The 20839-nt window shown below is 60.1% G+C and carries 20 protein-coding genes; 7 read left to right on the top strand and 13 right to left on the bottom strand.

The window, feature by feature from the left end:
- Window positions 1-28 precede the first annotated feature (28 nt).
- The 7 genes from EIK79_RS16150 to EIK79_RS16120 all read right to left on the bottom strand — a co-directional run bounded on the left by EIK79_RS16150 (window position 29) and on the right by EIK79_RS16120 (window position 9085).
- Window positions 29-1873 (bottom strand): IucA/IucC family protein, encoded by a 1845-nt coding sequence (locus EIK79_RS16150; protein ID WP_124956548.1) that lies wholly within the window; start codon window positions 1871-1873, stop codon window positions 29-31.
- Window positions 1870-3270, bottom strand: a complete 1401-nt coding sequence (locus EIK79_RS16145) for a lysine N(6)-hydroxylase/L-ornithine N(5)-oxygenase family protein (RefSeq protein WP_124956546.1) — start codon at window positions 3268-3270, stop codon at window positions 1870-1872. The genes EIK79_RS16150 and EIK79_RS16145 overlap by 4 nt, the downstream gene beginning before the upstream one ends.
- The gene (locus EIK79_RS16140; protein ID WP_124956544.1) at window positions 3263-3868 is read right to left on the bottom strand and encodes a GNAT family N-acetyltransferase; all 606 of its coding nucleotides are present in this window, start codon (window positions 3866-3868) and stop codon (window positions 3263-3265) included. Before EIK79_RS16140 ends, EIK79_RS16145 begins: the two co-directional genes overlap by 8 nt.
- Window positions 3865-5673 (bottom strand): IucA/IucC family protein, encoded by a 1809-nt coding sequence (locus EIK79_RS16135; protein ID WP_124956542.1) that lies wholly within the window; start codon window positions 5671-5673, stop codon window positions 3865-3867. Before EIK79_RS16135 ends, EIK79_RS16140 begins: the two co-directional genes overlap by 4 nt.
- Window positions 5670-7175, bottom strand: coding sequence for a pyridoxal phosphate-dependent decarboxylase family protein (locus EIK79_RS16130; RefSeq protein ID WP_124956540.1), 1506 nt, complete (start codon window positions 7173-7175; stop codon window positions 5670-5672). The genes EIK79_RS16135 and EIK79_RS16130 overlap by 4 nt, the downstream gene beginning before the upstream one ends.
- Window positions 7172-8560, bottom strand: coding sequence for a diaminobutyrate--2-oxoglutarate transaminase (locus EIK79_RS16125; protein WP_124956538.1), 1389 nt, complete (start codon window positions 8558-8560; stop codon window positions 7172-7174). Before EIK79_RS16125 ends, EIK79_RS16130 begins: the two co-directional genes overlap by 4 nt.
- A gap of 234 nt (window positions 8561-8794) precedes the next feature.
- Window positions 8795-9085, bottom strand: coding sequence for a transcriptional regulator (locus tag EIK79_RS16120; protein ID WP_124956536.1), 291 nt, complete (start codon window positions 9083-9085; stop codon window positions 8795-8797).
- Between the two features lie 86 nt (window positions 9086-9171).
- Between EIK79_RS16120 and EIK79_RS16115 the strand changes: the two genes are divergently transcribed.
- Window positions 9172-10128 (top strand): sugar phosphate nucleotidyltransferase, encoded by a 957-nt coding sequence (locus EIK79_RS16115; RefSeq protein WP_124956534.1) that lies wholly within the window; start codon window positions 9172-9174, stop codon window positions 10126-10128.
- Between the two features lie 4 nt (window positions 10129-10132).
- Here EIK79_RS16115 and EIK79_RS16110 read toward each other — a convergent pair whose 3' ends face one another.
- Window positions 10133-10855 (bottom strand): diphthine--ammonia ligase, encoded by a 723-nt coding sequence (locus EIK79_RS16110; RefSeq protein WP_124956532.1) that lies wholly within the window; start codon window positions 10853-10855, stop codon window positions 10133-10135.
- A 154-nt stretch (window positions 10856-11009) separates the two neighbouring features.
- On the opposite strand from EIK79_RS16110, the gene EIK79_RS16105 reads away from it, so the two are divergent.
- Together EIK79_RS16105 and EIK79_RS16100 are read left to right on the top strand one after the other, a co-directional pair.
- A complete protein-coding gene (locus tag EIK79_RS16105) occupies window positions 11010-11708 on the top strand; it encodes a type 1 glutamine amidotransferase (protein WP_124956530.1) in 699 nt (232 codons plus the stop codon).
- A gap of 58 nt (window positions 11709-11766) precedes the next feature.
- Window positions 11767-12939, top strand: a complete 1173-nt coding sequence (locus EIK79_RS16100) for an acyl-CoA dehydrogenase family protein (protein WP_124956528.1) — start codon at window positions 11767-11769, stop codon at window positions 12937-12939.
- 14 nt (window positions 12940-12953) lie between these two features.
- On the opposite strand, the gene EIK79_RS16095 is transcribed toward EIK79_RS16100, so the two are convergent.
- From EIK79_RS16095 to EIK79_RS16085, 4 genes are all read right to left on the bottom strand, one after another.
- Window positions 12954-13337 (bottom strand): thiol-disulfide oxidoreductase DCC family protein, encoded by a 384-nt coding sequence (locus EIK79_RS16095; RefSeq protein ID WP_185715680.1) that lies wholly within the window; start codon window positions 13335-13337, stop codon window positions 12954-12956.
- Window positions 13338-13339: 2 nt separating this feature from the next.
- A complete protein-coding gene (locus EIK79_RS16090) occupies window positions 13340-13801 on the bottom strand; it encodes a cupin domain-containing protein (protein WP_124956526.1) in 462 nt (153 codons plus the stop codon).
- Between the two features lie 60 nt (window positions 13802-13861).
- Window positions 13862-14026: a DUF6757 family protein gene (locus EIK79_RS18270; RefSeq protein WP_185715679.1), complete on the bottom strand. Its 165-nt coding sequence runs from the start codon at window positions 14024-14026 to the stop codon at window positions 13862-13864.
- 299 nt (window positions 14027-14325) lie between these two features.
- On the bottom strand, window positions 14326-16236 hold the full coding sequence (locus EIK79_RS16085) for a beta-CASP ribonuclease aCPSF1 (RefSeq protein WP_124956524.1): 1911 nt from the start codon (window positions 16234-16236) through the stop codon (window positions 14326-14328).
- A 282-nt stretch (window positions 16237-16518) separates the two neighbouring features.
- Here EIK79_RS16085 and EIK79_RS16080 point away from each other — a divergent pair, with 282 nt between their 5' ends.
- Complete coding sequence (locus EIK79_RS16080; RefSeq protein ID WP_124956522.1) at window positions 16519-17004, top strand: hypothetical protein; 486 nt, start codon at window positions 16519-16521, stop codon at window positions 17002-17004.
- A gap of 27 nt (window positions 17005-17031) precedes the next feature.
- Here the strand turns inward: EIK79_RS16080 and EIK79_RS16075 are convergent, their stop codons facing one another.
- Complete coding sequence (locus tag EIK79_RS16075) at window positions 17032-17859, bottom strand: hypothetical protein (RefSeq protein ID WP_124956520.1); 828 nt, start codon at window positions 17857-17859, stop codon at window positions 17032-17034.
- 105 nt (window positions 17860-17964) lie between these two features.
- On the opposite strand from EIK79_RS16075, the gene EIK79_RS16070 reads away from it, so the two are divergent.
- The 3 genes from EIK79_RS16070 to EIK79_RS16060 all read left to right on the top strand — a co-directional run.
- On the top strand, window positions 17965-18648 hold the full coding sequence (locus EIK79_RS16070; RefSeq protein WP_124956518.1) for a carbonic anhydrase: 684 nt from the start codon (window positions 17965-17967) through the stop codon (window positions 18646-18648).
- Window positions 18649-18856: 208 nt separating this feature from the next.
- Window positions 18857-20305, top strand: coding sequence for a proline--tRNA ligase (gene proS, locus EIK79_RS16065; protein WP_124956516.1), 1449 nt, complete (start codon window positions 18857-18859; stop codon window positions 20303-20305).
- 249 nt (window positions 20306-20554) lie between these two features.
- Window positions 20555-20839 (top strand): hypothetical protein (locus tag EIK79_RS16060; RefSeq protein ID WP_148094157.1); only part of this gene is annotated, 285 nt, incomplete at its 3' end.

Genomic DNA, 20839 nt, shown 5'->3' with positions numbered 1-20839 from the left:
CGTTCGATCAGCACGCTCAGCAATCGGCTCAGTCCTCTCCGACCACGTCGAGCGCGTTGCGGACGGTGCCGTGTTCGGCGGCGTGCGGTCGGCCGGGTGCGTCGCCGTAGCCATACTCCAACAGCCGGTTGCGGTTGAGACAGAGTTTCGTGAACTCCGGTCGGAGCAGATCGAACAGCTCGAAGCGGTCTTGAAGCTCCGGGAACCGGTCTTGGTACCGGAGGATCGTTTCGCGTGCGTGGGTCCATAGGCGTCGTTCGTCGTAACCGTGGTGGGTTTCGAGAATATCAGCGACGTACCGGAGCACGCCGACGAACAGCCCGCTGAAGATGAACTGACACAGCCCTTCTGGTGGTTCGGTCCGGAGCACGCTGCGCAGTTCGTCGGGCAGCGCTTCCAGTTCCGGCAGTGGCTGGTCGCTGACGTTCACGTCATCCACGAAATCCTTGACCGCGAGCCGGGTTGGAATGCCGTCCTCCAGTATGAGAATCGTGTTCTGACCGTGGGGAGAGAAGACGGTGCCGTACCGATAGAGGAAATGCAACAGCGGCGGCAACACCACATCGAAAAGCTGTTCGAGCCACTCATCCAGCGTAAGCCCCGAACGCTCGACAAGCTGTGAGAGATACGGCGTCCCGTTCTCGACGTGAGCCAACGCCGCCAACGTGATCGGCTGTTCGTCCTCATCGACGAACGTGTAGATGCTCTCGCGCCAGATCGTCCCCAGTAGTTCCGTGTACTGATATGGGACGCCATCGATGGCGGTGAAATCCTCGTGATCGTAGTTGATTCCGGCGATCTCCCCCGGCAAGATGAGGTCACACTCCGAAGAGAGGAACTCGTCGGTCTCATAGATCCCTTTGATGTACTCCGTGATCGTCGGTGCTAGCTCCGTTCGGCTGCCCGGCAGCCCGCGCCACACGAGCGTGTTGAGCATCCGCATCGGGAGTTTCACGTGGTGGCGATCCACCGAATCGATGTTCACGAACGTCCGGACGGACTGTTGGGGCAGATACCGATCCGGGCCATCCCCGAGCGGAACGATGTCGTCGGTGGCGATATCCCGAGGGAACAACTGCACGATCGAGTTGTCCCACTGCCAGTCGTGGATCGGCAGGAAGTAGTACGAATCAGGATCGAGACCGTCCGACCGGAGTTGGCTACAGAACTGGTGGTAGTGATCGCCAAGCTCACTCTGCACGAGCGAGTCGTGTGAGACGCCGTTTACGGCGGAGAACGTCGCGTTCTCGCGGGACACAGCCACCCACGATAGCGTGATTGGTCGCTGTTGTTCGGGTGCGTACGATCGGTAGTCGGTGTACCCCCACCCGAGCCGGCCCTTATTGTACGTGATCCACGGATGGCCCTCCATTTCACCCTCCAGTTGGGCGTAGTCGAGTTCGGTGAGATCGGTCGTTTCGCGCGTTCGGCTCCGGGCTTCGATGTGAGCGTCCGCGAGCAACGTGTTGTTGTACTCGCGGATGAGGTTGCCGGCCGTGAGCGGATCGATACCAATCGTCGGCTGGAGATCCCGCAGAAACCGGATCGGATCGGTTGCCGGTTGCCACGCTCCATCCGTCTGACGCTCGATCGTCGCTTCGTGCACGTGATAGCTGTCCAGCAACCGCTCGGTCGCTTCGAACCGATAGTTGCTGTCGGTGTCCATCGGCAACCGATACCGGATTCGATCACCGGTCTCGGTGTCGTCCTCCGGAACGGGCGTGATGATCTCCTCGTACATGAACATCGAGAGCATCTTGCTCAGCAACCGGCGGCTGACGGTTTCCCACACATCAGGCGTCAACGCCGTTTCGAGCGGGATGGTGTCGGCTATCGATTCCTCCGTCTGGGAGTTCTGATATCCAAGCGTCATTGTTGGTAGTCGGTGTGTGTCTCCGACGCCGGCCGTGTGGACGGGTCGGACTGCTGGTCGTCAGTCGATTCGTTTGGCACCGTAGCGCCGGGGGCGTGCTCGATGAACTGATCGAGAGCGAAATCCTGGTAAACGGTGTCGGTATCCAACGGGTACCGCTCACGGCCGAGGAGTTGGTTCACGATGCGTGTGTTCCGGTAGCAGCCAAGACCGAGATCCGGCGTTCCGACGCCGTGGGTGTGTAATTCGGCGTTCTGAACGAACACCTGACCACCGATGTCGGGGAGTTCGAGCCGATAATCCTCGGTGATCTCGAATCGGCCGTGATCGTCGACCGTGATCCGTTCGGACAGCGGATCGAGACAGTCCGGAACGGGACGCTCGTAGCCAGTTCCGAGGACCACCACGTCGCTCTCGTGGGAAAACGCCTGTTCGGTCTGGGTTTGCTCACACGCCAACCGATAGCCTTCGTCCGTTGATTCGATCCCGGACACCGCGGTCATCGCAAAGAGACCGACGTTCGGGTCACGGTTCCCGATCGAACGCCGGTAGAGCAGGTCGTAAATCTCCGCGCTCGTAGTCACGTCGATTCCTTTGTACAGCAGGTCTTGGTCCGGAATAAGTTCGTCTTTGGTTTCCTGTGGAAGGTCGTACACGTATTGAGTGTACTCTGGGGTGAAATGCTGGAGTCCGAGTTTCGAATACTCCATCGGGAAAAAGCCATCCGAGCGCGTCAGCCAATCGAGGCGGTAGCCGCCGTCGGGTTGGTGGTCAAGGAGATCGAGAAAGACTTCCGCGGCGCTCTGGCCAGATCCGACGACCGTGATCGAATCGGCGTCGAGACACCGCTCTCTGCGATGGAGATACGAGGCGGTGTGGAACACGTCCTGAGCGGGGTGATCACCCAGTTCATCCGGAACGTGGGGCTGACTCCCGATCCCGAGCGCGACGTTCTCGGCGTGGTATTCGTGGGTGTCACCGGTCTCTGGGTCGACGGCCGTGAGGACGAACCGTTCTGTGTGTTCGTCCCAGCGGACGGAATCGACCCGACGGTCGAACACACAGCTGTTGAGCCGTTCGGACACCCACCGGAGGTAGTCGTCGTACTCCCGCCGAGGGATCTGGAACGTCTCATAGAAATAAAATTCGTAGATCCGTCCCGTTTCGCGCAGATAGTTGAGGTAGCTGTAGGGGTTGGTTGGATCGGCAAGCGTGACGAGATCCGCCAGAAACGGCACTTCGAGCGTCGTCCCCTCGATGAGCATGCCCTCGTGCCAGACGAATTCCGAGCGCTGTTCGAGAAACAGCCCCGTCGCCTCGGTGTCGTCGAGCAGGGCCGCTAATCCGAGATTGAACGGCCCGAGACCGATCCCGACGACATCATACACCTCAGTCATCGGTGGGCACCTCTCGGTCGCTGTGGAGCGCCTGAAACCGATCGCGCTCACACACCATCAACAGGGCGTCTTTTTCAGGGAGTTCGATCTCCCGTCGTGGCTCGAACCCACACCGTTCGAACACGTGGATAACGGCGTCGTTTCTGATATCGGGTTCTGTGAGGATGCGGTCGGTTTCGGGGTGGGAAAACTGCAGTTCCGTGACTGCTCGCACCAACGGGATCGCGTATCCGCGTCCGAGATACTCTTCAGGCCCGATGAGCAGATGAATCCCCTGATCGGCCGGTTCGGTCTCACAGTAGTCGGCCAGTTCGTCGCTTCCTGCCCAGTAACACTCCCAGTAGCTCATCGGTACGTGGTCGAGATAGCCGATGTACGGCGTTAGATGCGCGTCGTCGAGTTTCTCTGCGACAGCCGCCCGAACCGCCGGGAGGGGATCGTTCAGCTGCCAGTACGGCAGCACGTGCTCGGCATTGAACCACGCGTGAAGCCGCTCTAAATCACGGTCCATCGTCGCCTTCCGGAACGCGATCGTCCGTTCCAGTGTCGGATCGTACGTTCGGTAGTCGTAGGCAGCCGTGTTGATGCCGGTGCTCATTGCTGGGACACCTCCAGCTCGGTCACGAGGGGATTGTCGATCTCCGTGTACACCGACTGGTTTTCGATCGATCCTTCGAGTTCATCCATCCCGTGAAGCCGTGTCAGTAAGTTCGCCTTACACGGAAGCGTCTCGGCGGTGAGCAGCTCTTCGAGCAGCGTTGAGGAGTCACGATCGAACTGGCGCAGTTCCTGCAACACCTCTCGAAGCAGCTCAAGCAGCCGGCGTTCCGCAATGAGTCCAGCGGAACCGAAGGCGTTGATGAGTCCGAAGGCGTTGTTGAGGATCACGTAGTACCGGATCCGCTCGTCTGTAACGTCGTCACGACAGATCGTATCGGCGCGCTCACCGACACCCGGTACCAACGCATCGACGGTCTCGTAGGTCGATTCAGCGAAGTAATACCCCTGGTTGTCGCGGTAGTAGAACCGATCCGGATATCCGTCCGTCATGGCGAGCACGCTGTTTTGCTGGTGAGCTTCGAGTCCGACCCCGTAGGTGAGATACAGCCACAACACCGGTCGAACGGAGATCGACAGATACCGCCGGAACCACTCCTCGCTCACAGCCGCCGTATCCCGCCCCTCACGCTCCGCTATCGCGTGAACGATGGTGCTGAGCCGGGAGCGAGTTCCGTCGCCATCGCCAGTGAGGTGGGTGCTGTGGACGTGGTCCTGACAGAGCGCGACGACCGGCGTGACACCGGTTTCGTGCCCATCACAAAACGGGTTCTCTCGCAACACGACTTCGAACCCGGATTCTGGTTCGGTCCCCAGATCGAGCGTGAGATACGCCGGATCCCGAACGATGTCGAAGGCCGGATATCGCTCGTGAAGCTGCGTCCCGAGATCAGTTTCGAGCAGCTCCGATACTGCGACGCCTCGCCGTAGCTCAGGTTGCTTGTTCGTCCGAACCGAGTTCGTGATCCGCACGTTCAACGATCCTTTCACCATGAACGACGTACTCGGGCTGTAGAGGGTCCGTACCGATGACGTAGGATAAAACGTCGGTCCGAGCGCGCCGAGGTGTTCGAGCGTCCCTGCCTCGATCGCCGCCTCGACGTGTGGCTGATCAAGCAGATACGCCGCCTGCCACGGATGGACCGGAATCACCGCGTCGTCGCCATCAAGGCGACTGTCAGGCACGCCCGAATCACGCAGCTCCGTTTTTACCCACTCGATGGCCGACGCCTCTCGCGCCGAGCCATGGTGCACGAGTTCGGGCGCGGCGCGGAAGTAGTGGAGCTGGAACTGTCCGCGCAACTCGGGCGCGTACGTCGGTTCGTCGCGCGTGGCAATTCCCTCTCTGTGTTTCGGTGTGGGATGAAGGAGGTGACCGAACACAAGCGACTGCTCGGCGTCTCGGAACGTCGGATCGTCGCCGTACAGCCGGTCAACATCGTCCCGAGCCGCCACGTACCGCGCCGTGTTCTGACAGCTGCGAATGATCCCCAGCAGGAGTTCGTCCGCGCTGTCAGGATCCGAGTGCGACAGCGCGAGATCCCGAACGATCACGCTGGCGAGCGTGGCGTAGTCCAACTCGGTCCAGCCGTCTGACCCGGAGCGACAGTACACCGGCAACGCGAACAGGTGCCGACCGGTCGGTGAATCGTGTCGGACGGGCACCGCTAACTCCATGCCCATGTTCGGCAGCTCGCTGTGGAACACCACCGAACAGTCAGAGTGGGCGATCGCCGCCGGCTCTCGACGGTCGAACCGCCCGGTTTCCCTGAAATAGCAGTTCAACAGTCCGTGTGTCGTCGCTGCTCGGGCGATTGACTCCGCGTCGGGCGATTGTGCCGTCATTGTTCCACCCCCCGTGTCGTTCGCTCACCGGTCGAAAGCGCCGACCCGTGTCGTTTGATCGCCGTGAGGACGTCCTCGATGGTCTCAACCGTCGTCCGTGGGTTCAACAGCGTGAATTTGAGACACGGCTCGCCGTCGACGGTCGTTCTGGCGATCATGGCGGTGCCCGCAGCGCGTAACCGATCTCGGATCCGGTCGTTGATCGCTGTCTCTGCGTTCGTCGGCGGACGATACCGGAACACTACGGCGTTCAACGTCGGTTCGTGTTTCAGCTCGAACGCGGGATCGTCCTTGATCCGTTGGGCGACTGCGGTTGTGAGATCGAGGGTGTAATCGATCAGCTCCTCGAAGCCGTCCCGGCCGAGCGTTCGAAACGCGATGTACGGTTTCAGCGCGTCGAACCGCCGGGAGGTTTGAACCGACTTGGAGACGAGATGCGCGGCGTCATCGGATTCTGGGTTGAGATACTCGGCGTTGCGGTCGATGTACTGGTAGTGTGTGCCGTCCCCGAGGAGGAACGCTCCACAGCTGAGCGGCTGGTAAAACAGCTTGTGAAAGTCCACGGCGATCGAATCGGCCATCTCGATGCCGCGTAGTTTCTCTCGGTGACGATCGCTGAGCGCGAGTGCGCCGCCGTACGCCGCGTCGACGTGGAACCACAGATCGTGTTCGCGCGCGTGAGCACCGAGTTTGGCCAACGGATCGATGCTACCGAAATCGGTCGTCCCAGCCGTTCCGATCAACGCGAACGGCTCGCAGTCATCGGCGGCCAACTCCGCGAGTGTCGAATCGAGGGCGTCGATCGAGAGGCGATGGTGCTCGTCGGTGGGGATCGAAACGATGGCGCGCTCACCGAGTCCGAGCTGTGCCGCGGCTTGGCGCGCCGTGAAATGGGCGTCCGCCGAACAGAGGATTCGCAGCGAATCCGCAGCCGGTGGGAGACCGTCCGCCTGTGCGTCGTGGTCGAACCGTTCATCGAGCACCCAGTTGCGCGCGAGCAACAGCCCCATGAAATTCGACTGGGTGCCGCCGGACGTGAACACGCCGTCAGCGTCGTCTCCGTAGCCGAACACGCCCGCCAGCGCCTCGATCAGACGAGTTTCCAGTTCCGTCGCCGCCGGTGCCTGATCCCACGAATCCAACGACTGGTTGGTGGCAGAGATAAGCACCTCTGCCGCCAACGCCGGGATCATTGGTGGACACTGGAGGTGTGCCACACACGCGGGGTCGGACGTTCCGACGGAGTTGGCGACCACCGTCTGGGCAACCGTTTCGATCGTCTCCGTCACTCCCTGTCCGTTCTCGGGAAGTACGTCGTGGTCCTCGAACTGCGCGGCGAGTTGCTCGGGTGAGCGGCCGGTGTACGGCGTCGCTCGTTCGAGATACACGTCGGTCACGGCCCGGTACGCCTGTTCCATCGCAGTTCGGTAGGCGGGTGTGGTGTCCGATCCCAAGAAGAGACCGGCAGTACGCTCCCGCTCGGGCGCGTCAGTACGGCTCATCGACGCCCCTCCGTGGCTGCTTCGGCTACCACGGCTTCGTGGAAGATCGCCGCGATCTCGTCGATCTGTGCCTTCGAAACGGTCAACGGCGGAAGGAATCGCACCGTCGCGCCCGCACGACCCCCCCGCTCGATGATCAACCCGCGATCGAGACACGACGCTTGAATCCGTTTTGCGAGGTCGGGATGCTCTGGATGCGGAGGGGCGTGCTCGTCCGGCGTTTCGCTCGGATCAGTCCCGTCCGGGTCGACGGTTTCGCCACCGGCGGCTGCCGGATCGACGATTTCGACGCCGAGCATCAGCCCACGGCCCCGAACATCACCGATCACATCGAACTGCTCGTCGGTGCGTTCGAGTCGGGATTCGAGGCGCGCACCCATCTGTGCCGCGTGCTCGTCTAAGTCGTTGTCAAGCACGTATTCGATCGTCGCCTGACCCGCCGCCATCGCCAGCTGGTGCCCCCGGAACGTCCCCGCATGAGCACCCGGCTCCCAAACATCGAGACGCTCATCGTACACGATCACCGACAGCGGAAGCCCTCCGCCGATCGCCTTCGAGAGCGTCACAACATCGGGCGTGATGTCGGCGTGCTCGAACGCGTACAGCTCACCTGTCCGTCCGAGTCCGGTTTGGATCTCGTCTACGATGAGGGGAATATCACGCTCGCGGGTGATCCGTCGGATCTCCTGTGTCCACGCGTCGGGCGCGGGGATCACGCCCCCCTCGCCCTGAACAAGTTCGGTGATCAACCCCGCCGGCTCCCCGATGCCGCCGTTAGGATCGTCTAACACGTGCTCGACGTATCGGCTGGCGGTCTCGTGGCCGGCCGCCGACCCGAACGGACTCCGGTAGTCGTAGGGATACGGCAGGTGGTGAACACCGGGCATCAAACCGGAAACGTCGGATTTGACAGCAACGTCGCCCATCAGGCTCAACGCACCGGTGGTCATCCCGTGGTAGCCACCCTGAAACGCCAGCACGTCACGGTTGCCGGTCGCGGTTTTCACCAGCTTCAATGCCGCCTCCACGGCGTCAGTTCCCGCCGGGCTACAGAATTGGATCTTCGCTGAGGAGACGAATCGATCGGGAAGGCTCTCGAACAGCGTATCGACAAACCGTTCTTTGAGCGGCGTCGTGAGGTCGAGCGTGTGATGGGGCCGTTCGTTTTGTAACGCCTGATCGATCGCGTCGACCACAACCGGGTGGTTGTGTCCCAACGCGAGGCTCCCGGCACCGGCGAGACAGTCGAGATAACTGTTCCCATCCACGTCCTCGACGACTAGTCCCGTGGCGGTCTCGATGGTGATCGGAAGGTGACGAGGGTACGTCCGAGCGTTCGATTCCCGGGCAGCCTGTTGAGACAACAGCTCATCAGCGTCCGGCATCGCTACACCCCCCTAAACCCTTGGAACCGTCGACGGTACTCCACATCGGAGATATCAGTTCGTGCATGTATGGATTTAGGCGAACCTAAAACACATAAAGCCACCGATTTTTAGGCCATCCTAAATAAGAGAAGCGGCAGCCGCCTCTCTGAAACGCAACTGGTGTGACCGTCGAAAAACGTCGTTTCGGCAGTTGGAGCGTTATTCGTCAGCGAGGCACCCGCGCTGGGATCCTCAGTCGATCGTGAACACGGGTTCGTCGACGTTTTCGCTCTTGCAGTTCGGACAGCGCGACGGTCGGTTGATGATGTCGTCGAACTCCGAGAAGCCACACTCCCGACATTCAGGCGGTGCGGCGAGCAACTGTTCGTCGGTGGAGCGAAGAGATTGAGCGAGATGTTCGACGTGCGAGAGCACCACACTGCACGGAATAGCGAACTCGCTCGCAAGCACACCGGGCGGAGACGGGTCGTTTCGAATGCGGGCTGCGATCTGCTGGCGCGTCGTTTCGCGCTCACCCTGCATACGTCTCGTACCCACTCATGCCACAAACGATTATCGGAGGGTTCTGAGTCGCAATGGCTATACATCCACGCTGAGTGGCAGCGACTATGCACGCAGTCGTCCTGGCTGGTGGTTACGCTACTCGATTATGGCCGATCACCCGTCACCGCCCCAAGATGCTCCTTCCAGTCGGTGAAACGACTGTTATCGACCGGATTCTCACGGAGCTTGAGGGGGATGACCGCATCGAGAACGTGTATTTGAGTACGAACGAAAACTTCGCTGCGGAGTTCAAATCGCATATTGCGGACGAGGAATACGAGAAAACGACGCTCTCGATCGAGGATACGACCGAAGAGAGCGAGAAGTTCGGCGTCATGGGCGCGCTGGCCCAACTCGTCGAGCGCGAAGGGATCGATGACCGGTTGCTCGTCGTTGCTGGGGACAATCTCATGGGATTCGAGATGTCGGCGTTCATCGATTACTTCGAGGAGCGCCAAGCCCCGACGCTCGCGGCGTACGACGTTGGGTCCCGTGAAAAAGCGAAATCGTACGGGCTGCTCGCACTCGACGGCGAACAGGTGGTAGATGTACAAGAAAAGCCCGACAATCCAAAAAGCACCCTTGTCTCGATTGCTTGCTATGCGTTCCCTGCGGAGTCGATTCGGTTCGAGGAGTATCTTTCGGGGGACAACAATCCCGACGAACCGGGATGGTTCATCGAGTGGCTCCAAGCCCGCGAAGACGTGTACGCATACAGCTTCGACGAAGCGTGGTTCGACATCGGCACGCCCAAAAGCTACCTCGAAGCGCTCGGCTGGGCACTCGATGGGGCGTCACTCGTTCACGAAACCGCCGACATCACGAACTGCGAGATCGGGGAGAACGTCCAGATCATGGCTGATACCGAGCTGACGGATGTCACACTCTCGAACACCGTTGTGTTCCCGCATTCGGAGCTATCGAACGCGGAACTCACGGACACAGTCGTCGACGAACACGTCACCATCGACGACGCCGTGCTGTCGGACGCGCTCATTGGACCGTACTCACGGGTGTCGTGAGGTTTCAGCGAGTCCCGCCGAGTCGTGCGTCGGTGACGAGCAGCCGACCACGCTGGCCGTCCCATTCGGTGTCGTATTCGAGTTCGATCGGAGACGCCATGTGTGGCCCGTCAGTGACGATGGTTTCGAATTCGCCGCCCTCTCCGAGTACGTGCACGCCGTACCGGTCGTTAAGATCACGGAGGTCCCGGAGCGCCTGTTCGTCGAGCGTCCGTCCGAGCCACGACTCGTCCAGTCCAGCAGCGGCGACCTGCACGATCGTGATTTCGAAGCCAGCGTCGAGCATTGAATGGGCGAGCGCCGTGGGGTTTTCGTGCCACAGCGGCGCGAACAGTTCCGCTCCGAGACGGTCGCACATCGCCGCGACGCGGGAATTCTGATACTCGCTCTCGACCGCGCCGGCCGCGATCCCTCCAAGCCCGTGGTCCGCCGCGAATGACTGGAGTGCCTGTTCGAGCGGTTCGATCTCTCGGTCGCCCTGTTCGCTCGCGTTAGTCGTGGCGTCGGTGTCGAACGCCTCGGGACGGACGTTCAACAGTGGGATCCCGATGCTTTCGGCAGCGAGCGCCGCTAGCTCCGTCGCCGGAACGTGATACATGTACGAATCGCCTTCCGGATGCACGGTGACGAGCCGCTCGACCGGATGGCCCGCCGCAAGCGCTCGGTAGAGCGCCCACGAGGAGTCCTTGCCGCCCGAAAAGAGGCTCACCCACGGCGTTTCGGTCATTGGATGGGGTACGCCGTGGATGGGGAAACGAACTGCGATCGTCGTCCGAACGGTCCCGCAAGGACGTAGTGGCTGGGTCACCGTACTGAGAAAGCTGTCTGACAACGGGATGGTTCCGAAATTTCAAAACGGCTGGGACCGGTAGAATGTGCAAATGGCACAGTTGCGTTTTGCGTTGTTAAACGCGTCCACGACGGATGCAGCCATCCCTTCGACCAACCGGAATTTCCGGCGGGAGGTGGACGCCGATCTCACGGAGTTTCTCGTTTCTCGCGGACAGCTCCCGGATTCGTTCGACTTCGATGGGGTGATCGTCACAGGATCAGCCGCGTCGGCGTACTGGGACGAACAGTGGATTGATGACACCCGCGAGTGGGTACAGGGTGCACATGAGCGAGGGCTGCCGATTTTGGGCGTCTGTTTCGGACACCAACTGTTGGCGACCGCGCTGGGCGGGACCGTCGCGGAGATGGATGAATTCGAGATCGGTTATCGGGAGGTTTCACACGAGGGCTCTCCGCTGTTCGCAGGGATCGGTGACCAGTTCACTGTCTTTACCACGCACGGAGACCGCGTAATCGAGCTTCCCGATGGCGCGGCACGGATCGCTGAAAACGAATACGGCGTTCACGGCTTCCGTGTCGGCCACGCGTTCGGGGTGCAGTTCCACCCCGAATACGACATGGAAACCGCTGCGGCCGTCACGCAGCGCAAGGAGTTCCTCGGTGCGGACCGCATCGAATCGGTGCTCGCAGACATCACCGACGAGCGGTACGCCGCAGCCTGTGAAGCGAAGCAGCTATTCAACAACTTCACTGACTACGCCGCGCAGGTCCACCACGCACCGGCGTGAGTGCTGACTCCAGGCCGAATGGGCGAGTGTTTTTACCGAGTGGTCCCGGAGAACCTCCATGCTCGATTACGTAGATTTACAGGCAGATCTCTCGGCTGAGGAGCGACTGATTCGGGACACTGCGCAGGAATTCATTGCTGACAAACTCGAATCTGAGATTGGCGAGTATTGGATCGAGGGGACGTTTCCGACCGAACTCATCCCGGAGATGGGCGATCTGGGATTTTACGCGCCCAATCTTGAGGGGTACGGACTGCCGGGCGTGAGCGAGACAGCTTACGGGCTGTTGATGGCCGAACTCGAAGCCTGTGATTCGGGGCTGCGGTCGATGGCCAGCGTTCAAGGCGCGCTCGTGATGTATCCGATCCACGCCTACGGCTCTGAAGCCCAGAAAGACGAATGGCTGGAGCCACTCGGCGCGGGCGAGGCGGTCGGCTGTTTCGGGCTGACAGAACCACAGCACGGTTCGAATCCCTCGGGGATGGAAACCACAGCCGAGCGTGTGGACGATGGGTACGTTCTGAACGGCTCGAAAACGTGGATCACCAACGCGCCGATCGCTGACATCGCGCTCGTCTGGGCACGCGTGACTGGTGGAGATGAAGACAGCGACGGCTCCATTCGAGGCTTTCTGGTCGAAACTGATCGTGCGGGCGTCACCACCAACGAAATCAAAGAGAAGCTCTCGCTGCGGGCGTCTATCACTGGTGAGATCGGACTAAACGACGTGCATGTGCCTGAAGAAAGCGTTCTGCCGGGCGTTGCGGGGATGAAAGGACCGCTTTCGTGTCTGACACAAGCACGCTACGGTATCGCGTGGGGCACGGTTGGCGCGGCGCGGGACTGTTTCGAAACCGCCCGGCAGTACGCACTCGATCGAGACCAGTTCGGGGGACCGATCGCGCGGTTCCAACTCCAACAGGAGAAGCTTGCGGAGATGGCAACCCAGATCACGCTCGCTCAACTGCTCGCTCACCGACTGGCCGATCTCAAAGAGCGCGGTGAACTCCGGCCACAACAGGTGTCGATGGCGAAACGCAACAACGTCCGTGTAGCCCGGAATCAGTCCCGAATCGCTCGGGAAATCCTCGGGGGCAACGGCATTACCGCTGATTACTCACCCATGCGCCATCTCACGAACATGGAAACTGTTTACACCTACGAGGGAACCCACGACATCCACTCACTCATCCTCGGGCAGGATCTGACCGGCGTTGCGGCGTTCGAATAGGGGCTTGGTGTCGTCTACCGTTGGTGTCCCGATTCGACCGGTGGCTCAGCGCTCCAAATCCGGCCGAACCACGGCCGGTGGTCACCAACCCAGTCGTACAGTCGTTCGCGGAGACCCACGTATCCCGGAACGTGATCAAGCACCCAAAACGGTCGCTGTAGCCCGGGATATGCGCGGATCAGCGCCTCTTCGACGGCCTCACCACAGGAGTACACGTCGGTGTCAGTGAGCAGGTGGGCGCAGTCAGTGAAATCGGCCGGGAGTCGAGACTGCTGTTGAGGCGTCAGGTTGGCGAACCCGACGGCGTCAAACGCGCCACGGCGGACGATCCACTCCGCACACCACGTACAAAAGCCACAGTCGTCGTCGTAGACGACCACAGGATGATCGGCTGTCATGGCTACGTGAATCGCCCGGTTTCTCCGTCGCAGTGTTCACAGAGCGTCCGGAGTGCGTCGTCGACCGGCTCGATGCGCTGTGGCGTCCGTTCCCCACAGTCGGGACAGTCACGACGGATCTCAGTGTCACCCGGTTCTGCCGGCCCGCCGAGCGCGATTGCCGTGACGCGCGCTTCGCCGTGGTTCGTTCCTTGCTGGAACTCACCGGGCGCAAACCGGATGGTCTCACCGGATTCGACCGTCACGTCACCAGCCTCGGTCTCGAACGTGACCCTCCCCGACTGGATGTAAAACACCTCCTCTTGCTCGGTGTGGCGGTGGTAACCGAACGCGAAGCTCTCTCCCGGCGCGAGTTCGTAGTAGTTGATCGCCAACGACGTGGTTCCGAGCGCCCGGCCGAGCGGCCGCTTGACTGACGCCGGCCCCATCCAGTCCTCCACCGATTCGATGTGGACGTGCTCCATACCGGTAGTTGGTTAATTGCGATAGTAAAAGTCAGGTCCGACCCCCAGCACCCGACTGCCTCATTCGACGCGCTCGGTGTTTAACTCCTCCTGAAGCGCTTCGAGCCACCCCTCTGACTGTAGCTCCGCAAACCGGTCACGGAAATGCTGTTGACACAGTCCGACCTTCACACCGTCTTTCTCGACGGACAGGGCAGCCTCCGTCTCGCAGTAGTGACACTGCATACGTCCCCTTCGGCGTCGAGAGTACTGAACGCTACGGCCTTCTCGGTCCCACACATTTGTGGTTTGATTCGTTCAGATACGGAAAATATGACACCAACCACCATGGATAATTGGATCGGTAACGAGGTGATGATGAGGGACCAACGCAGACGCGTCCGTCGATCGGTATTGGGATGCCATTCCTCTCCCTCGTTCGCCTGGTCCCTTCGGACGAGGGAGTACTCATTTGTCATTGAGTATACTCGTATTAGAATTTACAACTCGATAAATACTCCGACAGCGGGACTCAGACCAGAGAACTACCGGAACCGGAACGTCTCTAAGTTCTTGGGAGCGAACGTCCTCATGTCGAACTTGTGATACAACGCCGAGGAGAGGTCCTGAACCGACGATTCATCACCGTGAACACACAGCACCTTCTCGGGGCGTGGGTTCATCGTTCGGACGTAATCCACGAGTCCCTGTCGTCCGGAGTGGCCGGAGAATCCATCGACGGTTTCGACCGACAGATCGAGCGACAAGGTGTCCGACCGGCCACGGCCGTTCATCGGGATTTCATCCCACCCGCTCTGGATGCGTCGCCCGAGCGTGCCTTGGGCCTGGTAGCCCACGAACACCATCGTGGTGTCCGGATCCGGTCCGAGGTGTTCAAGCCACGACATGATCGGGCCACCAGTGACCATTCCCGACGTGGAGAGGATGATGGAGGGACCGCCGTCGGTGACATCGCGGCGTTCGTCTTCACCGCCGTCGATGTGGTTGAACTGGGACGAAAGGAACGGGTTTTCGTTTTCGTGGAAGATCCGATCGCGCAGGTCATCCCGGAGATACTCGGGGTAGGTTGTGTGAATAGCCGTTGCCTCCCAGATCATTCCATCGAGGTGGACGGGCATCTCAGGGATCTTCCCTTTGCGCATCGCCTCCTCGATCACGAGCATGATCTCCTGGGAGCGACCGACAGCGAACGCCGGAATGAGGATTTTCCCATCCCGATCGTACGTTTCCTGAATGACTTCCATCAGCTTCTGCTCGGAATCGGCTTGGTCGGTCTGGTAGTCGTTCCGGCCGCCGTAGGTCGACTCCATGACGAGCGTCTCGACACGCGGGAACTCGTTGACCGCGCCGTTGAACAGCCGAGTGTCCTCGTAGTGGATGTCGCCCGAGAAGGCGACGTTGTACAGCCCATCACCGATGTGGAAATGCGACACTGCGCTCCCGAGAATGTGCCCGGCGTTGTGCAGGGTGAGCTTCACGTCGGGCGCGATGTCGGTTACGTCGCCGTATTCCAGCGGAATCGTGTGTTTGAGCGCCTCACGGACCATCTCGCTTTCGTACGGTGGCGTCCGTCCTTCCTTGGCAGCGACATCGAGGTAATCCAGCGTCAACAGACCCATCAGGTCACGGGTCGGCTCCGTGCAGTAGATCGGTCCGTCGTAGCCGTATTTGAACAGGAGCGGAATGAGCGCCGAGTGATCGAGGTGGGCGTGGGTGAGCACCACGGCGTCGATGGAGTTGAGCGGGTTGGCTTCGGGAGCCTGAAGATACGGCACTTCGTCCTCCGCGCCGGGCTTGTCACCACAGTCGATGAGGATCCGGGTTTCGGCCGTCGAGAGGATGAAGCTCGCGCGACCAACCTCACGACAACAGCCGAGCGTACTGATCCGAACCCACTGTTCATCGGAGAGTTCCTCGCGGTGGATCTGCCGCCCGACGCGCTCTAAGATCTCGCGGCGGTCCTCGCGTTCCTGTTTCAGGAAGTTCCGAACGTTCGAGACGGTTGCGGACTCGATCGGTGGCGTTCGAACGACTTCCGGCGTCCATCCGATCTTCTGTGTAATTTCGCGCAGCGTCGATCCGTGACGACCGATCACCATTCCTGGCTTTTGGGCTTCGATCACGACCTCACCGGTGTCCGCGTGGAAGTCGAGATCTGTGACGCCCGCCTCGTCGGGAATGATCGCTCGAATCTGCGCTTCCGCGTCCGTTGGCCGCGCGAGCACGTCGGGATCGGGTCGGACGGTGATGCGTTTTCGAAGCTTTCCCGCGAGCGTCCGAATCAGGTCGCCGTTCTGTGCAAACTTCTTCGGATCCCGGGTGTAGATGACGAGTTCGGGACCCTCATACGTTACATCAGAAACGGAGATGTCGTTCGGTATCTCGGCTGCAATCTCTGCTTTCAAATCGTCAAGTTGCTTCTCTACCGTGCTCATAGGTCACGTAGATAGGCGGGGTTCCGGAACATACGACACCACTGCACGTTACACGACACATCATCTAACATCGATCTGATCGGACATGGAACCAGCATTGAAATCGAACAACAGGTCATACTCTGATATCACGACCGTTCACGACGGTCCGGAAAACCCGCGTTACTCATTTCTACTGTACGGTCATTATAAAACCCTTCGCAACCACACAGGATATACCGCCCCGAGCGTAACTAGTTTCAGTCGTTCGTGCGATCAGTGGACAAACGAGGACGTACAGACATGCATCTGACACCGTCTCGCGTCCGGTCGGAGTACGAATTCGTCCGCGATCGACCGGTCGCGCCGTTGATCACTGAAGTCCGAGACGCGCTGGGTGAGCAGTTCGGAACGACCGTCGATCCCGTGAGCGACGAGCAGTATCGCGCCGAAGTCGATGTCGTGTTCACTGACGGCGACCGCGCCGTCAACGTCGCCGCCCTCGTCGCTATCCTCCGCGAACTCGATGTTGAGGATGATTATCCGGGCTTCGTCGTAGACGAACTGCTCGGACAGGAACTCGCCGCCACCATCGCGGGCGGACAGCCCCGGTCGTTGCTCGCAGCGGCCACGTTTCACTACGCCGACATCCACCACCATTCGGGCGAGACAGCCGGCATCGACGATCTCGACGCTGCTCTGGCCGCCGGCTTTCAGACGCGACTGCCGGGCTGGGAGTGGACTGACGGAGAGTCGCCGTTTGCTGTGGACGGAAGAAGCGAAACGTAGAAAAGTGAACAGTCGCGGCCGTGTTGCTCACAGCCTGAGCCGCTCTGTTAGGAATTCGACAGCCGTCTGAATTCGTCCAGACGATTCCGTATGTAGAAATTCTGCTTGGTGGCGCTTGTACAGATACACGAGGACGGCGGGGATGTTGAGGAACCAAACCAGCGAAAGAATCGGCCAGACCCACTTGTTCGGCGTCCACGTGCTCCGTTCTCGCACGTGTTGGTTGTCGAAGTACATCCCCACGGGGAAGACGAGCCACGCGAGTATCGTAATATCCACTATAGGAGTGTATTGATGTAGCGGGAAATAGAGAGTCCAGCTAAGAAAGCACGCAATGACGACGTAGTACCAGTGTGGTGAGGTCAGGCCAGAATCGTCGAGTGACTCCACATCGGAGTTCTCACTCGACACGTCGGTCTCCGCCGTGGCCGACGTGTCGAGTGACTCGTGTTCGAGATCCACAACGTAGTGGCTGCCGTCGCGTTCTACAGGGATTTCACGCCCGAGGATGTCGGCAAACGAGTGCGCAGGCACATCGACAGTCGACAACAGCTGATCGAGAGAGGTGTCACCCGTTAACTGTTCGGGCCACGCGATGTACACCGATGTGTTACGATTCGGGCTCAGTTGAACATCCAATCGGAGGGCGTGTGGTGAGAGGATCGTCGTCGGATACGTGTCCGGCACCGCATCGAACAGTACGCGTTCGGCACCCAGCACTGTCCCCGATTCGTACTGTTCGTTCGGGTCCATTTCAGCACCCACCATCGAGCTGAGATCCGATTCCAGTTCAAGCAGCTCTTCGGCCTGTTCGTCGAATTCGTTCATCGATATTTCGTCGGGACCATCGGGCATCGTGTAGGTATACAATTGTTTGAGCTAATATCATTGTTTTGAACGCCACGCACCACAGGTCACAACGCGTTTATCGGCTCCCCGTGTGGACGGTGATGTTCGACAATGCCAGATTCAGTAAGTGAGTTGTTAGGACACAACGAGCATCACGCACACGAATTCGAGAACGACCGGTTCGAGGAGGTCCAAGACGGTCAAGCACCGCCTTTCGTCACGGTGTGTTGTTCCGATTCGCGCGTCTTGCAAGATGAGCTGTTCGACAACCGCACGCCGGGAGAGATCTTCACGGTGGGCGCGATCGGCAACCGGGTGTACGAGGAAACGGCCGACGGAATGGCCGTCTCAGGTGACGTGCTGTACCCACTAGTGCACGCCGACACCGAGACGGTCGTTGTGATCGGTCACACCGGCTGTGGCGCTGTCACGGCCACCTACAAGGACATAACGGACGGAATCGAAGAGCCAGCCGGCATCCGCCACTGCATCGACCTGTTGAAACAGCGGCTCGCTGACGGCGTTGGGGCGCTGCCCGACGGTCTCGAAGAGAGCGAGGCGATCAACCGACTCGTGGAGTACAACGTCGACCAACAGGTCGCGTTCCTGCGCGAAAGCGACGATGTACCCGAAGACACCGACATCGTCGGCGTAGTGTACGACTTCCAGGACGTGTACACCGACGAGCGCGGGCTGGTCCACGTCATCAACGTCGATGGGACGCGCGATCCCGACCAGATCGAAGCGGAACACCCCGAACTCGCAGATCGCGTCCGACGGCTCTGGACGTACTGACGGCGTGATACGCTCAAGCATTCGTGGGGTGGTCGCCGGTCAGCCTCCGGCGTCCATTGTGTGCGGGAGCGACAGCGCGCTCAAGCCCGAACTGGATTGATGACGCGCTCCGCTTTTCGGAGTGAGCCGTACTCGGTTCCGTTGTCGAAGCCCAGCGCCAGAGATGGCGACACGTCGGGTTTAATAGGGGTGTCCGTTAGGTTTCTACATGAGCAACGAGCAGGATCTCGGAATAACGGCGAGCAAAGAGCACGAAACGGGGGACTGGTACGCACAGGTCGTCCAGAAGGCTGAGCTTGCGGATTACGCCCCTATGGGCGGGTTCATCGTCACGCGCCCCCGTGGGTACGCGCTGTGGGAGGCGATTCAGGATCACCTCGATGGCTGGTTCAAGGACAGTGGCGTCCAGAACGCGTATTTCCCGATGTTCATCCCCGAATCGTATCTCCAAGCGGAGAAGGACATCGTGGAGGGGTTCGACCCGGAAGTGGCGTGGGTGACTCAGGGAGGGTACGACGAACTTGAAGAACGGCTCGCAGTCCGACCCACAAGCGAGTCGATCATCACCCCCTACATCTCCCAATGGGTGCGCAGCCACCGGGATCTGCCGCTGCGAGTGAATCAGTGGTGTTCGGTGGTACGGTGGGAGGCCACCGAAACCAAGCCGTTCTTTCGCACCAAGGAGTTCCTCTGGCAGGAGGGCCACACCGCTCACCACAACCGTGATGACGCGTGGGAGGAGACGATGCTCCGACTCGATCAGTACGAACGGCTGTACACCGACGTGCTCGCGCTACCCCCGCTTCGTGGTCGAAAACCCGAACACGATAAGTTCCCCGGTGCGGATACGACAACGACGCTTGAGGTGTTGATGCCCGACGGAAAGAGCGTGCAGGCCGCGACGAGCCACTATCTCGGGACGAGCTTCGCTGAGGCGTTCGACATCACGTACCTCGACGAAAACGAGGACGAGCGGACCGCACACACCACCTCGTGGGGACTGTCGTGGCGCGCGCTCGGTGCGCTCATCATGACCCATTCGGATGATCAGGGGCTCGTTCTCCCGCCCACGATCGCGCCGAAGCAGGTCGTGATCGTCCCGATCTGGCAGGAGGACACCCGCGAAGAAGTGCTCGGATACGCTGAGCAGATCCGATCGGCGTTGGCGGCAGCGGGAATCCGCGTCCACCTGGATGATCGGGACGAACGCAACCCCGGATTCAAGTTCAACGAATGGGAGCTAAAGGGCGTGCCCGTCCGGTTTGAGATCGGTCCGAACGAAGTCGAAGACGAACAGGTGTCAGTCGTTCACCGGCCCGACGGAGAAACAACAGCCGAACCGCGAGAGAGCATCGTCGAGACCACCCGCGAACACCTCGATACGGTGTACGCGAAGCTGTACGCCGCCGCAGAAGAACACCGCGACGAAAACATCCGTGAAGCCGCGTCCCGCGAGGAGATCCTCGGAACGATCGGTCAACATGGTGGCTACGTCAAAACCGGCTGGTGCGGTGAGGAAGCGTGTGAAACCGAGATCAAAGACCAGATCGCCGCCGAAATCGTGTTAGTTCCCGGTGATGAGGAACCGATCCACGACAGCTGTGGCGTCTGTGGAGAGTCCGCAGAAACGACTGCGTATTTCGCCAAATCCTACTGATCGCCGCTCTCAATCCCGGCGGCATTCATCGCTCCATCAAGCCGGATGATGGCCTTGCCGATGAACCCTCACACTGCTTGTGAGCACAGTGAATTCCGTATCACGGCAACGCTCTCCCACTTCGGCGGCTTCGATTGAGTTCAGGCCATATGTATTAGTTGGAGAGTGTATATATGACCTTATTTGACTTGAACATACCCTTACCCCTTGAGGAGAAATGACTTAAGAATCTATCGGACAGATAGCGGTATGACAGAGAGACAAACACCCACGTTCGCGAGTGGTGCCGGGCTCGCGGACCCAACAGACACCCGTGCGAGTTGTGGGGTCGGCGTCGTCATGGATCTCGATGGCGAACGGACCCACCAGCCGGTATCGGACGGGCTTGAACTGCTCGCTAACCTCGAACACCGAGGAACGACAGGCGCAGAAAAAAACACGGGAGACGGTGCTGGTATCTTGGTACAACATCCACACGATTTTTTCGTCTCCGAATTCGATTTCTCGCTTCCTGAGCTGTACGCCGTCGGCTCG

Source organism: Halocatena pleomorpha, from assembly GCF_003862495.1.
Classification (GTDB): Archaea; Halobacteriota; Halobacteria; order Halobacteriales; family Haloarculaceae; genus Halocatena; species Halocatena pleomorpha.
Note: the sequence above shows the minus strand (reverse complement) of the source record. Positions and strands in the feature narration are given on the sequence as shown.

Excerpts from the sequence above, each read along its gene's own strand:
- EIK79_RS16150 (WP_124956548.1), bottom strand. The coding sequence starts at position 1,873 with ATGACGCTTGGATATCAGAACTCCCAGACGGAGGAATCGATAGCCGAC.
- EIK79_RS16145 (WP_124956546.1), bottom strand. The coding sequence starts at position 3,270 with ATGACTGAGGTGTATGATGTCGTCGGGATCGGTCTCGGGCCGTTCAAT.
- EIK79_RS16140 (WP_124956544.1), bottom strand. The coding sequence starts at position 3,868 with ATGAGCACCGGCATCAACACGGCTGCCTACGACTACCGAACGTACGAT.
- EIK79_RS16135 (WP_124956542.1), bottom strand. The coding sequence starts at position 5,673 with ATGACGGCACAATCGCCCGACGCGGAGTCAATCGCCCGAGCAGCGACG.
- EIK79_RS16130 (WP_124956540.1), bottom strand. The coding sequence starts at position 7,175 with ATGAGCCGTACTGACGCGCCCGAGCGGGAGCGTACTGCCGGTCTCTTC.
- EIK79_RS16125 (WP_124956538.1), bottom strand. The coding sequence starts at position 8,560 with ATGCCGGACGCTGATGAGCTGTTGTCTCAACAGGCTGCCCGGGAATCG.
- EIK79_RS16120 (WP_124956536.1), bottom strand. The coding sequence starts at position 9,085 with ATGCAGGGTGAGCGCGAAACGACGCGCCAGCAGATCGCAGCCCGCATT.
- EIK79_RS16115 (WP_124956534.1), top strand. The coding sequence starts at position 9,172 with ATGCACGCAGTCGTCCTGGCTGGTGGTTACGCTACTCGATTATGGCCG.
- EIK79_RS16110 (WP_124956532.1), bottom strand. The coding sequence starts at position 10,855 with ATGACCGAAACGCCGTGGGTGAGCCTCTTTTCGGGCGGCAAGGACTCC.
- EIK79_RS16105 (WP_124956530.1), top strand. The coding sequence starts at position 11,010 with ATGGCACAGTTGCGTTTTGCGTTGTTAAACGCGTCCACGACGGATGCA.
- EIK79_RS16100 (WP_124956528.1), top strand. The coding sequence starts at position 11,767 with ATGCTCGATTACGTAGATTTACAGGCAGATCTCTCGGCTGAGGAGCGA.
- EIK79_RS16095 (WP_185715680.1), bottom strand. The coding sequence starts at position 13,337 with ATGACAGCCGATCATCCTGTGGTCGTCTACGACGACGACTGTGGCTTT.
- EIK79_RS16090 (WP_124956526.1), bottom strand. The coding sequence starts at position 13,801 with ATGGAGCACGTCCACATCGAATCGGTGGAGGACTGGATGGGGCCGGCG.
- EIK79_RS18270 (WP_185715679.1), bottom strand. The coding sequence starts at position 14,026 with ATGCAGTGTCACTACTGCGAGACGGAGGCTGCCCTGTCCGTCGAGAAA.
- EIK79_RS16085 (WP_124956524.1), bottom strand. The coding sequence starts at position 16,236 with ATGAGCACGGTAGAGAAGCAACTTGACGATTTGAAAGCAGAGATTGCA.
- EIK79_RS16080 (WP_124956522.1), top strand. The coding sequence starts at position 16,519 with ATGCATCTGACACCGTCTCGCGTCCGGTCGGAGTACGAATTCGTCCGC.
- EIK79_RS16075 (WP_124956520.1), bottom strand. The coding sequence starts at position 17,859 with ATGCCCGATGGTCCCGACGAAATATCGATGAACGAATTCGACGAACAG.
- EIK79_RS16070 (WP_124956518.1), top strand. The coding sequence starts at position 17,965 with ATGCCAGATTCAGTAAGTGAGTTGTTAGGACACAACGAGCATCACGCA.
- proS (WP_124956516.1), top strand. The coding sequence starts at position 18,857 with ATGAGCAACGAGCAGGATCTCGGAATAACGGCGAGCAAAGAGCACGAA.